The organism is Streptomyces sp. NPDC005784 (genome assembly GCF_042871525.1).
GTDB lineage: Bacteria > Actinomycetota > Actinomycetes > Streptomycetales > Streptomycetaceae > Streptomyces.
The window spans coordinates 1-14747 of the sequence record NZ_JBIAIQ010000024.1; the positions used below are offsets into that span (position 1 = coordinate 1).

At 68.9% G+C, this 14747-nt stretch carries 13 protein-coding genes, 1 rRNA gene and 1 riboswitch; of the genes, 12 read left to right on the forward strand and 2 right to left on the reverse strand.

The features are described from left to right. From rrf to ACFYR3_RS30205, 11 genes are all read left to right on the forward strand, one after another. A 5S ribosomal RNA gene (gene rrf, locus ACFYR3_RS30155) occupies positions 1 to 95 on the forward strand; the annotation flags it as partial. Positions 96 to 268: 173 nt separating this feature from the next. Continuing rightward, positions 269 to 877, forward strand: a complete 609-nt coding sequence (locus ACFYR3_RS30160; protein WP_355856705.1) for a CDP-alcohol phosphatidyltransferase family protein — start codon at positions 269 to 271, stop codon at positions 875 to 877. A 116-nt stretch (positions 878 to 993) separates the two neighbouring features. After that, positions 994 to 3489, forward strand: coding sequence for a mannose-1-phosphate guanyltransferase (locus ACFYR3_RS30165; protein ID WP_355856702.1), 2496 nt, complete (start codon positions 994 to 996; stop codon positions 3487 to 3489). A gap of 107 nt (positions 3490 to 3596) precedes the next feature. After that, positions 3597 to 4496, forward strand: coding sequence for a DUF881 domain-containing protein (locus ACFYR3_RS30170; RefSeq protein WP_389285218.1), 900 nt, complete (start codon positions 3597 to 3599; stop codon positions 4494 to 4496). Beyond that, positions 4493 to 4825, forward strand: a complete 333-nt coding sequence (locus ACFYR3_RS30175; protein WP_003988855.1) for a small basic family protein — start codon at positions 4493 to 4495, stop codon at positions 4823 to 4825. Before ACFYR3_RS30170 ends, ACFYR3_RS30175 begins: the two co-directional genes overlap by 4 nt. Before the next feature lie 5 nt (positions 4826 to 4830). Further along, entirely contained in the window at positions 4831 to 5676 is an 846-nt protein-coding gene (locus tag ACFYR3_RS30180; RefSeq protein ID WP_389285219.1) for a DUF881 domain-containing protein, read from the forward strand. Between the two features lie 61 nt (positions 5677 to 5737). Continuing rightward, positions 5738 to 6694, forward strand: coding sequence for an FHA domain-containing protein (locus ACFYR3_RS30185; protein WP_355856693.1), 957 nt, complete (start codon positions 5738 to 5740; stop codon positions 6692 to 6694). 42 nt (positions 6695 to 6736) lie between these two features. Then, positions 6737 to 7492 (forward strand): MerR family transcriptional regulator, encoded by a 756-nt coding sequence (locus tag ACFYR3_RS30190; RefSeq protein WP_389285220.1) that lies wholly within the window; start codon positions 6737 to 6739, stop codon positions 7490 to 7492. An 86-nt stretch (positions 7493 to 7578) separates the two neighbouring features. Further along, a complete protein-coding gene (locus ACFYR3_RS30195; RefSeq protein ID WP_006123076.1) occupies positions 7579 to 8052 on the forward strand; it encodes a bifunctional nuclease family protein in 474 nt (157 codons plus the stop codon). Positions 8053 to 8266: 214 nt separating this feature from the next. Next, positions 8267 to 8941: a MerR family transcriptional regulator gene (locus ACFYR3_RS30200; protein WP_389285221.1), complete on the forward strand. Its 675-nt coding sequence runs from the start codon at positions 8267 to 8269 to the stop codon at positions 8939 to 8941. Between the two features lie 72 nt (positions 8942 to 9013). After that, on the forward strand, positions 9014 to 10660 hold the full coding sequence (locus tag ACFYR3_RS30205) for a DNA polymerase IV (RefSeq protein WP_389285222.1): 1647 nt from the start codon (positions 9014 to 9016) through the stop codon (positions 10658 to 10660). On the opposite strand, the gene ACFYR3_RS30210 is transcribed toward ACFYR3_RS30205, so the two are convergent. Continuing rightward, on the reverse strand, positions 10582 to 10953 hold the full coding sequence (locus ACFYR3_RS30210) for a PRC-barrel domain-containing protein (protein WP_355856682.1): 372 nt from the start codon (positions 10951 to 10953) through the stop codon (positions 10582 to 10584). The two genes, ACFYR3_RS30205 and ACFYR3_RS30210, sit on opposite strands and share 79 nt — an antisense overlap. A gap of 114 nt (positions 10954 to 11067) precedes the next feature. Then, positions 11068 to 11163, forward strand: a riboswitch (glycine riboswitch). Positions 11164 to 11340: 177 nt separating this feature from the next. Here ACFYR3_RS30210 and gcvP point away from each other — a divergent pair. Further along, positions 11341 to 14226 (forward strand): aminomethyl-transferring glycine dehydrogenase, encoded by a 2886-nt coding sequence (gene gcvP, locus ACFYR3_RS30215; protein ID WP_355856679.1) that lies wholly within the window; start codon positions 11341 to 11343, stop codon positions 14224 to 14226. 135 nt (positions 14227 to 14361) lie between these two features. On the opposite strand, the gene ACFYR3_RS30220 is transcribed toward gcvP, so the two are convergent. Then, positions 14362 to 14568, reverse strand: a complete 207-nt coding sequence (locus ACFYR3_RS30220; protein ID WP_323178830.1) for a DUF5999 family protein — start codon at positions 14566 to 14568, stop codon at positions 14362 to 14364. Positions 14569 to 14747 lie beyond the last annotated feature (179 nt).

Sequence of the window (14747 nt, forward strand, 5' to 3'; positions counted from 1 at the left end):
AAACGCCCGGTTACATTCCGAACCCGGAAGCTAAGCCTCACAGCGCCGATGGTACTGCAGGGGGGACCCTGTGGGAGAGTAGGACGCCGCCGAACTAAAATTAGAGCTCCGGCTCTTGGGAATTATTTCCCGAGAGCCGGAGCTTTTTTGTTTTCTACCAATTTTTCTGATGGCGTCCCTCCCTTGCCTCCCCCTCTGCGCTGTGGTGCCGGGGCTGCGGGTATGGTCAGGGGGCATCGTTGGCTCGTTTCCCACAGGAGGCCCCCGGGTGGAGGTCCAGGAGACCCGTGTTCAGACGGACCGGGTCCTCACCATCCCGAACATCCTCAGCATGGCGCGTCTCCTCGGCGTACCCATCTTCCTGTGGTTGATCCTCAGGCCGGAGTTCGGCGGTCCCAAGAGTGACGGCTGGGCGCTGCTCGTCCTCATGCTGAGCGGTATCACCGACTATCTGGACGGGAAGCTCGCCCGGCGCTGGAACCAGATCAGCAGCCTCGGCCGGCTGCTGGATCCCGCGGCCGACCGGCTCTACATCCTGTCGACGCTTGTCGGACTCACCTGGCGCGAGATTCTTCCGATCTGGCTGACGGCGGCGCTTCTCGCACGCGAGCTGGTTCTGCTGGTCATGGTGTGGATCCTCCGACGTCACGGCTATCCGCCCCCGCAGGTGAACTTCCTCGGGAAGGCAGCCACCTTCAACCTGATGTATGCCTTCCCGTTGTTGCTGCTCAGCGACGCGAGCGGCTGGATCGCGACAGTGGGCGCTATTTTCGGATGGGCGTTCGCCGGATGGGGTACAACCCTGTATTGGTGGGCAGGAGTCCTCTACGTGGTGCAGGTCCGCCGGTTGGTCCGGGCGGACACCATGGCCGATTGAGCTCGGCCCGATTGGGCGGCTGTTGTGCCCCGATGGCCCGCGCTCGAAATCTGCGGGACAATCAGGACGGGTGAAGTCGGCTGCACCGTCGTCTCTTCAAGGAGGACGCTTCCGACATGAAGGCCGTCGTGATGGCCGGAGGCGAAGGCACACGCCTTCGCCCAATGACCTCAAGCATGCCCAAGCCGCTCCTGCCGGTGGTGAACCGCCCGATCATGGAGCATGTGCTCAGGCTGCTCAAAAGGCATGGGCTCAACGAGACCGTCGTCACTGTCCAGTTCCTGGCCTCGATGGTCAAGAACTACTTCGGTGACGGTGAAGAGCTCGGCATGGAGCTCACCTATGCCAATGAGGAGAAGCCACTCGGTACCGCCGGGAGCGTCAAGAACGCCGAAGAGGCGTTGAAGGACGATGCTTTCCTCGTGATCTCCGGTGATGCTCTCACCGACTTCGATCTCACCGAACTCATCAACTTCCACAAGGAGAAGGGCGCGCTCGTCACCGTCTGTCTGACGCGCGTCCCCAATCCGCTGGAATTCGGCATCACCATCGTGGACGAAGAGGGCAAGGTCGAGCGCTTCCTGGAGAAGCCGACCTGGGGCCAGGTCTTCTCGGACACCGTGAACACCGGTATCTACGTCATGGAGCCCGAGGTCTTCGACTATGTCGAGGCCGATGTCTCCGTCGACTGGTCCGGCGACGTCTTCCCCCAGCTGATGAAGGAAGGCAAGCCCATCTACGGCTATATCGCCGAGGGCTACTGGGAGGACGTCGGCACTCACGAGAGTTATGTGAAGGCCCAGGCCGACGTCCTCGAGGGCAAGGTCGACGTCGAACTCGACGGGTTCGAGATCTCCCCGGGCGTCTGGGTGGCCGAGGGTGCGGAAGTGCATCCCGACGCCGTACTGCGCGGGCCGCTTTACATCGGTGACTACGCCAAGGTCGAGGCGAACGCCGAGATCCGCGAACACACCGTCGTCGGCTCCAACGTCGTCGTCAAGAACGGCGCGTTCCTCCACCGGGCCGTCGTGCACGACAACGTGTACATCGGTCAGCACAGCAATCTGCGCGGCTGCGTGGTCGGAAAGAACACCGACATCATGCGCGCCGCTCGCATCGAGGACGGCGCGGTGATCGGCGACGAATGCCTCGTCGGTGAAGAATCGATCATTCAGGGCAACGTCCGCGTCTATCCGTTCAAGACCATCGAGGCCGGCGCCTTCGTCAACACCTCGGTGATCTGGGAGTCGCGCGGTCAGGCCCACCTCTTCGGCGCCCGTGGTGTCTCCGGGATCCTGAACGTCGAGATCACCCCGGAACTGGTCGTGCGCCTGGCGGGGGCCTATGCGACGACCCTCAAGAAGGGTTCCACCGTCACCACGGCCCGCGACCACTCCCGAGGTGCCCGCGCGTTGAAGCGAGCGGTGATCTCTGCGTTGCAGACCAGCGCCATCGACGTACGCGACCTGGAGAACGTACCGCTGCCCGTGGCCCGGCAGCAGACGGCTCGGGGCAGTGCGGGCGGAATCATGATCCGGACGACACCCGGAGTGCCCGACTCCGTCGACATCATGTTCTTCGACGGGCAGGGTGCCGACCTGTCGCAGGGCGGGCAGCGGAAGCTGGACCGGGTCTTCGCGCGGCAGGAGTACCGGCGCGCGTTCCCCGGCGAGATCGGGGACCTGCACTTCCCCGCCAGCGTCTTCGACTCGTACACGGGATCGCTGCTGCGGAACGTCGACACCACCGGGATCGCGGATTCCGGGCTCAAGGTGGTCGTCGACGCCTCCAACGGCAGTGCCGGACTGGTGCTGCCCAGCCTGCTGGGCAAGCTCGGTGTGGACTCCCTGGTCATCAACCCCGGTCTCGACGAGTCCAGGCCGACCGAGACGGCGGAGACGCGGCGGGCCGGCCTGGTGAGGCTGGGCGAGATCGTCGCGTCCGCGCGGGCCGCGTTCGGAGTGCGCTTCGACCCGGTGGGCGAGCGGCTCTCGCTCGTCGACGAGAAGGGGCGGATCGTCGAGGACGACCGGGCCCTTCTCGTCATGCTCGACCTGGTGGCCGCCGAGCGGCGCAGTGGGCGAGTGGCGCTGCCGGTCACCACCACACGGATCGCCGAGCAGGTGGCGGCGTACCACGGCACGCAGGTGGAGTGGACGACGACGTCGCCGGACGACCTGACGCGGGTCGGCCGCGAGGAGACGACGATCTTCGGCGGCGACGCACGCGGCGGCTTCATCATTCCCGAGTTCAGCGGCGTCTTCGACGGCGCGGCCGCGTTCGTACGGCTCATCGGTCTCGTCGCGCGGACGCAGCTCACGCTCAGCCAGATTGACGCACGGATTCCGCGGGCGCATGTCCTCAAGCGGGACCTCGCCACTCCGTGGGCGGTGAAGGGGCTGGTGATGCGCCGGGTCGTGGAGGAGGCGGGAGACCGCTTCGTGGACACGACGGACGGCGTACGGGTCGTGGAGACGGACGGGCGTTGGGTGATGGTGCTCCCGGACCCCGCCGAGGCCGTCACCCATCTGTGGGCGGAGGGCCCGGACGACGCCTCCGCGGAGGCTCTGCTCGACGAGTGGGCGGCCGTGGTGGACAGCGCCGGCCGCTGAAACGATCTTCACCCGTGCGTGTCGGACAAGTGTCCCCAAGGGGGCCTGTCCGGCACGTTGGTGGGGCCATTCGGAGGTAGCACCCGCGACGTGCGACGATGTGCGGCATGCCGCAGCAGCCCCCCGTTCGGAGCAGCGCTCCGCGCCCCCCGCGCCCGGACGCCTCCATGTCGCTGCTCACCAACGTCATGGATCACAGCCTCGACGAGGGGTACGCCGAGGCTGCCGCCCGCAGGGAGGCAGACGGCGTCGGCGGCATGCCGAAGACGGTCCGGGCCAAGCTGGGTCTTGCCGCGGGTCTGGTGCTCGCCGCGCTCGTGGTCACCGTGGGAGCGGCGAACGCTCGGCTGGCGGCCCCCGTCGTCGCCAAGGAGCGCCAGGAGCTCATCGACCGCATCGAGCGCGAGACGACGGCCGCGGACAAGCTGGAGACCGGCGTCGACACCCTGCGCGCCGATGTGAGCGCCCGCCAGCGTGTGGCGCTGAAGAAGGACGGCGGCGGTGAGCAGGCCGACCTGGTGAGCATTCTGTCGGGTGCCACCGATGTGCACGGACCGGGCGTGAAGCTCGTCGTGAACGACGCGAAGGAAGCCAGCACGGGCGGTGACGGCACCAATCCGCGGGAGACCTCGGGATTCTCCGACACCGGGCGGGTGCGGGACCGTGACATGCAGCGCGTGGTCAACGGCCTGTGGGAGTCGGGCGCCGAGGCCATCTCCGTCAATGGACAGCGGCTGACCGCTCTGTCGGCCATCAGGGCCGCGGGTGACGCGATACTGGTCGACAACAAGCCGCTGGTGCCGCCGTACACGGTGCTCGCGGTGGGGGACGGCCAGCGGCTCAGCACCAGGTTCCAGAACAGCGCCGACGGGCTCTATCTGCATGCCCTCCAGGAGAACTACGGCATCAGGACGAGCATTTCCGCCGAGGGCGACGTCCGGTTGTCCGCCGCACCGAGTGTGATCGTACGTACAGCAGAGCCGAGCACAGAGAAGGGCACACCGTGATCGCCGTACTGGGCCTCGTCGTGGGAGTCGTGGCTGGATTGTTGGTCCGGCCCGAGGTTCCGGCGGTTGTCGAGCCTTACCTTCCGATCGCCGTCGTGGCGGCGCTCGACGCCGTGTTCGGCGGTCTGCGCGCGATGCTCGACGGCATCTTCGACGACAAGGTCTTCGTGGTCTCGTTCCTGTCGAACGTGGTCGTCGCCGCGCTGATCGTTTTCCTGGGTGACAAGTTGGGTGTGGGTGCCCAGCTGTCCACGGGTGTCGTGGTCGTCCTCGGCATCCGGATCTTCTCCAATGCCGCGGCGATCCGTCGGCACGTGTTCCGGGCGTGAGGCCGATGAGCAACGAGAACGAAGAAGAAGCGCCCGAGAACCCGCTGCGCGAAGAGCTGCCGGAAGAGGTCCCCGCGGCCGCGCGGGAGCCCGAACCGGAGACGGCCGACGAGAACGTCGAGACGCCGCCGTCCGGCCGTCAGAGGCTGGTCAAGGGGTTGTGGCCGCCGCGGGTGTCGCGTGCCCAATTCATCGTCGCGGTGCTGCTGTTCGGCCTCGGCTTCGGCCTGGCCGTACAGGTGGCGTCCAACAGCGACGGCGACAGCGCGCTGCGCGGCGCGCGTCAGGAAGATCTCGTGCGCATTCTCGATGAACTCGACAGCCGGACTCAGCGTCTTGAGGACGAGAAGCAGGGTCTCGAGGATCAGCGCACCGAGCTGGAGAACAGTTCGAACCAGGCCGAGGAGGCCCGCAAGCAGACGGTCGAGAAGGAGAAGCAACTCGGCATTCTGGCGGGCACCGTGGCCGCTCAGGGCCCCGGCATCACCCTGACGATCGACGACGCGAAGGGGACGGTCAAGGCGGACATGCTGCTCGACGCGATCCAGGAGCTGCGCGCCGCCGGCGCGGAGGCGATCCAGGTGAACGGCGTGCGCGTGGTCGCCGGGACGTATCTGGCCGACTCCGGAAGCGGAGTGAAGGTCGACGGGAACAAGATCACCCAGCCTTATCGTTTCAAAGTCATCGGCAAGCCGCAGGACCTGGAGCCGGCGCTGAACATTCCGGGAGGCGTGGTGCAGACACTGGAGAAGGAGCAGGCCACCGTCACGGTGGACCGCTCGACGAAGATCGTCGTCGATGCCTTGCGACCGGCGGAGCGGCCTGACTACGCTCAGTCGTCCTCCCGGTGAACGGCAGTCGCATGGGGGTCGCCGGGCGAGGGCAGGAGGTTGCGGGGGGTCGGCGCACCGAATGGGTGGTGCGTGGTGGAAACTGTCTGGTGGATACGGACGTTGTGAGGATGTCCGGGTCGACCGGTGTGTTCAATCAGGGTTCGTCCTGCCCCACGGGCGGGTCTGTTTCGGTCAAGGGGAATCGCCCGTGAAGTTGTTTGCGAAGTTGTTCGGCAAGAGCACGCGAGAGGACAGTGGCGACAACGCGACTGCCCGTCACCGTGCACCGCGCCAGGGAGACGCGGAGGCCCAGAGCGGCGACCGCCCGCTGTTCCGGGACCAGGTCACCGGTCCCGGTGGTCAGGGCGCGTCGTCTGTTGACCCTGCCCAGCCGGGCCGCATAGGTTTCGGGGAACCGTCAGCCTCAAGCACGGGTGGAGGGTTCGCCTCCGATCCGTATGCGTCCCATGCCCCTGGTGGGCAGCCGCGGCAGGAGGATCCGTCCATGTCGGCCCAGGTGTGTACGAGGTGCGGGAACCGCAACGCGGAGAACAGCCGGTTCTGTTCCAACTGCGGTGCGCCGCTGCGGGGCGGACCGGAGCGTCCGTCGGAGCAGACGTCCACGATCTCCATCTCCGGCATCGAGGCGTACGACGCCGAGGTGACGGGTCAGACGCCCTCGCCGATGCTCTCCCCGGAGGCTCAGGCGGCGGTCGACGCGCTGCCGGTCGGCTCGGCGCTCCTGGTGGTGCGACGTGGCCCCAACTCGGGCAGCCGCTTCCTGCTGGACGGTGAGCTGACCACGGCCGGGCGTCATCCGCAGAGCGACATCTTCCTCGACGACGTGACGGTGTCGCGTCGGCACGTGGAGTTCCGTCGTGTCGCGGACGGTTCGTTCACGGTCGCGGATGTCGGCAGCCTGAACGGCACGTACGTCAACCGGGAGCGGATCGACCAGGTCCCGCTGTCGAACGGTGACGAGGTGCAGATCGGCAAGTACCGGCTGGTGTTCTACGCGAGCCAGCAGGGCATCTGACCCTCCCCCAACTCCGTCCGGGGGGACACCGAGGGAATGTCCATGCTTCAAACACCGAGCGGCGGTGCCGGCGGCGGTACCGCCGCCGCGGACAGTGGGCTGATGAGCATCGGCGCGGTGCTGAGCGTGCTGCGCGACGAGTTCCCCGAAGTCACCATCTCCAAGATCAGGTTCCTGGAGTCGGAGGGGCTCGTCGAGCCGCTGCGGACCCCTTCGGGGTACCGCAAGTTCAGCGCGAACGATGTCGAACGCCTCGGCCACGTCCTGAGGATGCAGCGTGACCACTACCTCCCGCTGAAGGTGATCCGCGAGCACCTGGACGCCCTGGCGCGCGGTGAGCAGGTGCGGCTGCCCTCCGTGGGCCGCCAGCGCGACGCGGGTGAGGGAGAACCCCTCGGGGGGCTCTACGGCGAGCCCGAGGGGCCCACGGCGGCCCGGGTGGGCCGCGCCGAGCTGCTGGCCGCCGCGGAGATCGGTGAGCAGCAGCTCCAGGAGTGGGAGTCGTACGGACTGATCGGCCCGTTGCCCGACGGTGTCTACGACGCCGAGGCGGTGACCGTCGCCGCGCTCGTCGTCGAGCTGGGACGCTTCGGGATCGAGCCGCGCCATCTGCGGGCGATGAAGGCCGCGGCGGAGCGTGACGCGGGACTGGTGGACCAGGTGGTCGCCCCGCTGCGGCGCCACCGCAATCCGCAGACCCGGGCGCACGCGGAGGCACGCACGAAGGAACTCGCGGGCCTCACGGTGAAGCTGCACGCGGCGCTCGTACAGACCGCGCTGGGAGTGCGGCTGCGCTGATCCCGAGTACCGGCGCAGGCTGTGGATCGTCCACCCGTTCTGTGCCCGACTACCCAAACGTCCCGGGCACGGCCTAGGGTTGCTGTGTGAACGAGCTCGATGTCGTAGGTGTCCGGGTCGAGATGCCCTCCAACCAACCGATCGTGCTTCTGCGTGAAGTGGGAGGCGACCGCTACCTCCCCATCTGGATCGGACCGGGGGAGGCGACGGCGATCGCCTTCGCCCAGCAGGGCATGGCCCCCGCACGACCGCTGACCCACGACCTGTTCAAGGACGTGCTGGAGGCCGTCGGCCAGGAGCTCACCGAAGTGCGCATCACGGACCTGCGCGAGGGCGTCTTCTACGCCGAGCTCGTCTTCGCCAGCGGGGTCGAGGTGAGTGCCAGGCCGTCCGACGCCATAGCGCTGGCCCTGCGCACCGGAACGCCGATCTACGGCAGTGACGGGGTGCTCGACGACGCGGGTATCGCGATCCCGGACGAGCAGGAGGACGAGGTGGAGAAGTTCCGCGAGTTCCTCGACCAGATCTCGCCGGAGGACTTCGGCACCAACAGCCAGTGACGCGGGCGGAGGGCCGCTCCGGGCGGCATTTGCCTGCGGCGAGTGTGGTGTGCCGCGGCCCGCGCCGAGAGCATTCGGCTAGCCTTTCCCCGCGGTAGGGCACGGGAAACCACCCTTAGGGTGATTATCACTCGGCGTGCCGAGTGTGGCGATCGTTGACGCGCCCCTGGTGACTGCCTACCGTCGAGAAGGCAGGTCAAGGACGGAGGTCGGCGTGAGAAGCAGCGGCGACGGTACGGCTGGGGGTGCTCCCGGACGCGGTCCGGGGGAGAGTGGCCCGTACCCTCCCCCAAGCTCTCGGCTCGGCTCGAGCGGGGGGTACCCCCAGCATGGCGGCGCGGCCGAGCACGTTGCGCGGCGGCCGACAGCAGTGCCCGGTGAGGGAGGGGCTGTTCCCGAAGAGGTCGGTTACCGAGGGCCCACGGCGTGCGCCGCCGCGGGCATCACCTACCGGCAGCTGGACTACTGGGCGCGGACCGGACTGGTCGAGCCCAGTGTGCGTCCCGCCTACGGGTCGGGGACGCAGCGCCTGTACAGCTTCAGGGACGTGGTGGTCCTGAAGATCGTCAAGCGGTTCCTCGACACCGGGGTGTCGCTGCAGAACATCCGCACCACGGTCCAGCACCTGAAGGAGCGCGGCTTCCAGGACCTGGGGCGCATGACGCTGATGAGCGACGGCGCGACGGTCTACGAGTGCACCTCGCCCGACGAGGTGCACGCGCTGCTGCAGGGCGGCCAGGGTGTCTTCGGCATCGCCGTGGGCGTGGTGTGGCGGGACGTCGAGGGCGCCCTGTCGCAGTTGCACGGAGAGCGCGTGGACACCGGTGAGACGCTCCTCGGGCACAATCCCGCCGACGAGCTGGCGCGCAGGCGCAACCGCGCGGTGTGACGCGCGGCTTTCGATGACGTGATGCCCCGGCGTGCCGGGGCATTGTCAGTGGCGTAGGGCAGCATCGGAGATGTGAGAACCGCGCCCACGATCCTGCATCTCGACATGGATGCCTTCTTCGCCTCGGCGGAGCAGGCGTCCAAGCCGAGCCTGCGCGGGAAAGCCGTCGTCGTGGGCGGACTCGGACCCCGTGGAGTGGTCGCCACCGCTTCGTACGAGGCGCGCGTCTTCGGGGTGAACTCGGCGATGCCCATGGCCCAGGCCCGCAGGCGCGCACCGAACGCCGCCTATCTCGTGCCCCGCTTCGGGCTCTACCGTGAGGTCAGCGAGCAGGTGATGGGGCTGCTGAAGGCCCTGTCGCCGCTGGTGGAGCCGCTGAGCCTGGACGAGGCGTTCGTGGACCTGGAGGCGGGCGGGACGGCCTGGGACGACGCCTCGGCGCGGCTGGCCGGCGCCAAGCTGCGCGCGGACATCCGGGCGGTCACGGGGCTCACGGGGTCGGTGGGGCTCGCCGCCTCCAAGATGCTGGCGAAGATCGCCTCGGAGCAGGCCAAGCCCGACGGTCTCGTACTGATCGAGCCGGGCACCGAGCGTGCGCTGCTGGGGCCGATGCCGGTGCGGACGCTGCCGGGTGTGGGACCGGCCACCGGCGACCATCTGCGGCGGGCCGGCATCACCACGGTCGAGGAGCTCGCCGAGGCGGGCGAGGACGAGCTCGTACGGCTGCTGGGGAACGCTCATGGGCGCGCGCTGTTCGCGATGGCGCTGGCCCACGACGAGCGGCCCGTGGTGGCCGAGCGGGAGACCAAGTCGGTGTCGGTCGAGGACACGTACGACGTGGACATCCACGACCGCGTCCGGGTGGAGCTGGAGGTGCAGCGGCTCGCGGACCGGTGTGTGCGGCGGCTGCGCCGGGCCGGGCTGTCGGGGCGGACCATCGTGCTGAAGGTGCGCAGGTACGACTTCTCGACGCTGACCCGGTCCGAGACGCTGCGCGGGCCCACGGACGATCCCGGCGTCGTCCGGGAGGCCGCAGCCCGGCTCCTGGAGGGCGTGGACACGACCGGAGGCGTGCGCCTGCTGGGGGTCGGCGTCTCCGGGCTCGCCGACTACACGCAGGAGGACCTGTTCGCGCAGGCGCAGGCCGCTGCCGTGGGGGAGCCGGCGGCCGAGGAGCGTTCCGCGGACGAGCCGGCCGAAGAGGCCGCCCCGGAGACACCGCCCGCGGAGCGGCGGTGGCCCTCCGGGCACGACGTGCGGCATGCCGAGTTCGGGCACGGATGGGTGCAGGGGAGCGGGCTGGGACGGGTCACGGTGCGGTTCGAGACGCCCTGGTCCGACCCCGGCCGGGTGCGGACCTTCCGGACGGACGATCCGCAGCTGGAACCGGCGGACCCGCTGCCCCTGGTGGAGCGAAGACCCGAGGACGCCGACGCGTTCCCGGCGGGTCCCGGGCCGTCGGGGTCACAAACCGCGACGCAGGGTCCGCGCGTGGGTCCGGACCCACGCGCGGGCGGGGACCCGGAAACGGGCCGAGACCTGGACACGAGTGCCGGCCCGGACCGGGACGTGGGCCCGGACCGGGACGTGGGCCTGGGCCCGGACGCGGGTGCAGGGGCTGAACCGGCCGTCCGGGAAGCTCAGGTGTCCTCCGTGCCCGCGAGCCGGCCGAAGTCCCGGTCCGGCGGCGGCGGAGGGGACGCCACGTCGAGACCGTAGTGGTGGTAGAGCTGGAGTTCCTGTTCGGGGGAAAGGTGACGCCCGACGCCGAAGTCGGGGGCGTCCTTGATCAGCGCCCGGTCGAAGGGGATGCGCAGGGTCCCCTCGACGATCTCGCTGGGCTCCAGGGGCACGAAGGCATCCCTGCTGAACAGCCCCGTGCGTATGGCCGCCCACTCCGGGACACCGGTGGCGTCGTCGAGATAGACCTCGTCGATCGTGCCGATCTTGGTGCCGTTGCTGTCGAACGCCTTGCGGCCGATCAGGTTGCGCGGATCGATGTCGGTCTGCACGGTCCCTCCAGTGGTCGCAAACTCATCCGTAAGTACTACAAAAGAGCACATTTGTGAAGGCGGCCACTCGAAGGCTGATGTCTTGTCCTCGCTGGTAGGCTGGCAGACGGCTGCTGATCCCGTGCGGGAGAGTCCTCCAGATTTCACCGGAGGCGCCGAAGGAGCAAATCCTCCCCGGAATCTCTCAGGCTCACGTACCGCACGGACGAGGTCACTCTGGAAAGCAGGGCGGGTGCCGTTGGCCTCCGCTCTCACCGACGGTGAAAGCCGGACCGTCCGTTGACGATCCGGTGAAACTCTCAGGTTGAGATGACAGAGGGGGAGGCCGTCGGGGTACCCGTGCCGGGGTGCCCCTCGAAGGTCGCGTCAGACCAGGAGGCCTCCGCCATGACAGCCCCTCGTATTCCGCTTTCCGAGCTCGAACAGGGCATTCCCTTCGAGCAGCGCCACATCGGGCCCGACTCCGAAGCGCGGGCCAAGATGCTCGCGCAGGTCGGATACGGCTCGCTCGACGAGCTGACGGCCGCCGCGGTGCCGGACGTGATCAAGAACGCCGAGGCCCTGAAGCTGCCGGCCGCGCGCACCGAGGCCGAGGTACTGGCCGAGCTCCGCTCCCTCGCGGACCGCAACGAGGTGCTCGGCTCGATGATCGGCCTCGGTTACTACGGCACGTTCACGCCGCCGGTGATCCTGCGCAACGTCATGGAGAACCCGGCCTGGTACACCGCGTACACGCCGTACCAGCCGGAGATCTCGCAGGGCCGTCTCGAGGCGCTGCTGAACTTCCAGACCGTCGTCGCCGAGCTGACCGGACTGCCGACCTCCGGCGCCTCCCTCCTCGACGAGGGCACCGCCGCCGCCGAGGCGATGGCGCTGTCCCGCCGCATGGGCAAGAACAAGAAGGGCCTCTTCCTGGTCGACGCGGACGCGCTGCCGCAGACGATCGCCGTCATAGAGACCCGCGCCGAGCCGACCGGTGTCGAGATCGTCGTCGCCGACCTCGCCGAAGGCATCCCGGCCGATCTCGCCGGGCGCGAGATCAATGGCGTGCTGATCCAGTACCCGGGCGCCTCCGGTGCCGTACGCGACATCAAGCCGATCGTCGAGCAGGCGCACGAGCTGGGCGCGGTCGTCACCGTCGCCGCCGACCTGCTCGCCCTGACCCTGCTGACCTCGCCCGGCGAGCTCGACGCGGACATCGCGGTCGGTACGACGCAGCGCTTCGGTGTGCCGATGGGCTTCGGCGGCCCGCACGCCGGTTACATGGCGGTGCGCGAGAAGTTCGCGCGCAGCCTCCCCGGCCGGCTGGTCGGTGTGTCCGTGGACGCCGACGGGCACAAGGCGTACCGCCTCGCCCTGCAGACGCGTGAGCAGCACATCCGCCGTGAGAAGGCGACCAGCAACATCTGCACCGCTCAGGTGCTGCTCGCCGTGATGGCCGGCATGTACGCCGTCTACCACGGTCCGGACGGCCTGCGGACCATCGCACGGCGTACCCACCGCTACGCCACCGTCCTGGCCGCGGGTCTCACCGCCGGCGGCGTCGAGGTCGTGCACGGCGCGTACTTCGACACGCTCACCGTGCGGGTCCCGGGCCGTGCCGCCGCGATCGTGGCCGCCGCCCGCGACAACGGCGTCAACCTCCACCCCGTCGACGCCGACCAGGTGTCGATCTCGTGCGACGAGACGACCACGCGCGAGCAGCTCGCCGCCGTGTGGACCGCGTTCGGTGTCGAGGGCGACGTCGAGGCGCTGGACGCGAGTGCCGAGGACACCCTGCCGGCCGCGCTGCTGCGCACCGACGAGTACCTCACGCACCCCGTCTTCCACCAGCACCGCTCCGAGACCGCGATGCTGCGCTACCTGCGCAAGCTCTCCGACCGCGACTACGCGCTCGACCGCGGCATGATCCCGCTGGGCTCCTGCACCATGAAGCTCAACGCGACCACCGAGATGGAGCCGGTCACCTGGCCCGAGTTCGGGCAGATGCACCCCTTCGCGCCCGCCGAGCAGGCGCGGGGCTATCTGACGCTCATCCATGAGTTGGAGGACCAGCTCGCCGAGGTCACCGGCTACGACAAGGTGTCGCTCCAGCCCAACGCCGGTTCGCAGGGCGAGCTGGCCGGTCTGCTGGCCGTCCGCGGCTACCACCGCGCCAACGGTGACGACCAGCGCACCGTCTGCCTCATCCCGTCCTCCGCGCACGGCACCAACGCCGCCAGCGCCGTGATGGCCGGCATGAAGGTCGTCGTGGTGAAGACCGCGGACGACGGCGAGATCGACGTCGCGGACCTGCGCGCCAAGATCGAGCAGTACCGCGACGAACTGTCGGTGCTGATGATCACGTACCCCTCGACGCACGGTGTGTTCGAGGAGCACGTCGCCGACATCTGCGCCCAGGTGCACGAGGCAGGCGGCCAGGTCTACGTCGACGGTGCCAACCTCAACGCCCTGGTGGGCCTCGCCAAGCCGGGTCACTTCGGCGGCGACGTCTCGCACCTCAACCTGCACAAGACCTTCTGCATCCCGCACGGCGGCGGCGGCCCCGGCGTCGGCCCGGTCGGTGTGCGCGCACACCTGGCGCCGTACCTGCCGAACCACCCGCTCCAGCCCGAGGCCGGTCCCGAGACCGGTGTCGGCCCGATATCGGCCGCTCCCTGGGGCTCCGCGGGCATCCTGCCCATCTCCTGGTCGTACGTCCGGCTGATGGGCGGCGAGGGCCTCAAGCGCGCCACGCAGGTGGCCGTGCTCTCCGCCAACTACATCGCCAAGCGCCTGGAGCCGCACTACCCGGTGCTGTACACCGGACCCGGCGGCCTGGTCGCGCACGAGTGCATCATCGACCTGCGCCCGCTCACCAAGGCGACCGGCGTGAGCGTCGACGACATCGCCAAGCGGCTCATCGACTACGGCTTCCACGCGCCGACGATGTCGTTCCCGGTGGCCGGCACGCTGATGATCGAGCCGACCGAGTCCGAGGACCTCGGGGAGATCGACCGGTTCTGCGACGCGATGATCGCGATCCGCGCGGAGATCGAGAAGGTCGGCAGCGGCGAGTGGTCGGTGGACGACAACCCGCTGCGCGGGGCGCCGCACACGGCCGCCGCGCTCGGCGGCGACTGGGAGCACCCGTACAGCCGCGAGGAGGCCGTCTTCCCGGCCGGTGTCTCGGCCGCCGACAAGTACTGGCCGCCGGTGCGCCGCATCGACCAGGCGTACGGCGACCGGAACCTCGTCTGCTCCTGCCCGCCGCTGGACGCCTACGAGGACTGATCAGCGCTCGGCACGTGGACGCCTACGGGGAGTGATCACCCTGGGACATGCGTCGGGGCCGGTTCGGAGAGTACGTCTCCGGGCCGGCCCCTCGTGTGTCTGGGCGGCCTGTCACGGCCGCCCGGGTCGTGCGGCTCAGGCGGCCGTCATCACCGGCGCGCCGCCCAACGGGCGGTGCGGGGCGATGATCTGGCCGTCCGGCAGGAGCTCACCGGTGTCCTCGAAGAGCAGAACGCCGTTGCACAGCAGGCTCCATCCCTGCTCCGGGTGGTGCGCCACAAGGCGGGCGGACTCCCGGTCGGCTGATTCGGCTGACGGACACGGTGGCTGGTGCTGGCACATGGATGGGATCTTTCGCTGGGTCGAGATGTGAGTGATGGGTGTGGTGTCTGTCTTGCGGCTTGAAGCACTCATGGCCGCCCCCCGTTGATGTGTGGTCTGGAACCCAGTGTTGCCCCACGGGCGCCAATCCGCAGGGATTTGAGGGCACCACTTCTCACAGGTTGATGACGCATCACCCG

Bases quoted from the DNA above. Each gene is read 5' to 3' on its own strand.
- ACFYR3_RS30180 (WP_389285219.1), top strand. From the start codon at position 4,831: ATGAGCAACGAGAACGAAGAAGAAGCGCCCGAGAACCCGCTGCGCGAA.
- ACFYR3_RS30165 (WP_355856702.1), top strand. From the start codon at position 994: ATGAAGGCCGTCGTGATGGCCGGAGGCGAAGGCACACGCCTTCGCCCA.
- ACFYR3_RS30170 (WP_389285218.1), top strand. From the start codon at position 3,597: ATGCCGCAGCAGCCCCCCGTTCGGAGCAGCGCTCCGCGCCCCCCGCGC.
- ACFYR3_RS30220 (WP_323178830.1), bottom strand. From the start codon at position 14,568: ATGTGCCAGCACCAGCCACCGTGTCCGTCAGCCGAATCAGCCGACCGG.
- gcvP (WP_355856679.1), top strand. From the start codon at position 11,341: ATGACAGCCCCTCGTATTCCGCTTTCCGAGCTCGAACAGGGCATTCCC.
- ACFYR3_RS30185 (WP_355856693.1), top strand. From the start codon at position 5,738: ATGGGTGGTGCGTGGTGGAAACTGTCTGGTGGATACGGACGTTGTGAG.
- ACFYR3_RS30190 (WP_389285220.1), top strand. From the start codon at position 6,737: ATGCTTCAAACACCGAGCGGCGGTGCCGGCGGCGGTACCGCCGCCGCG.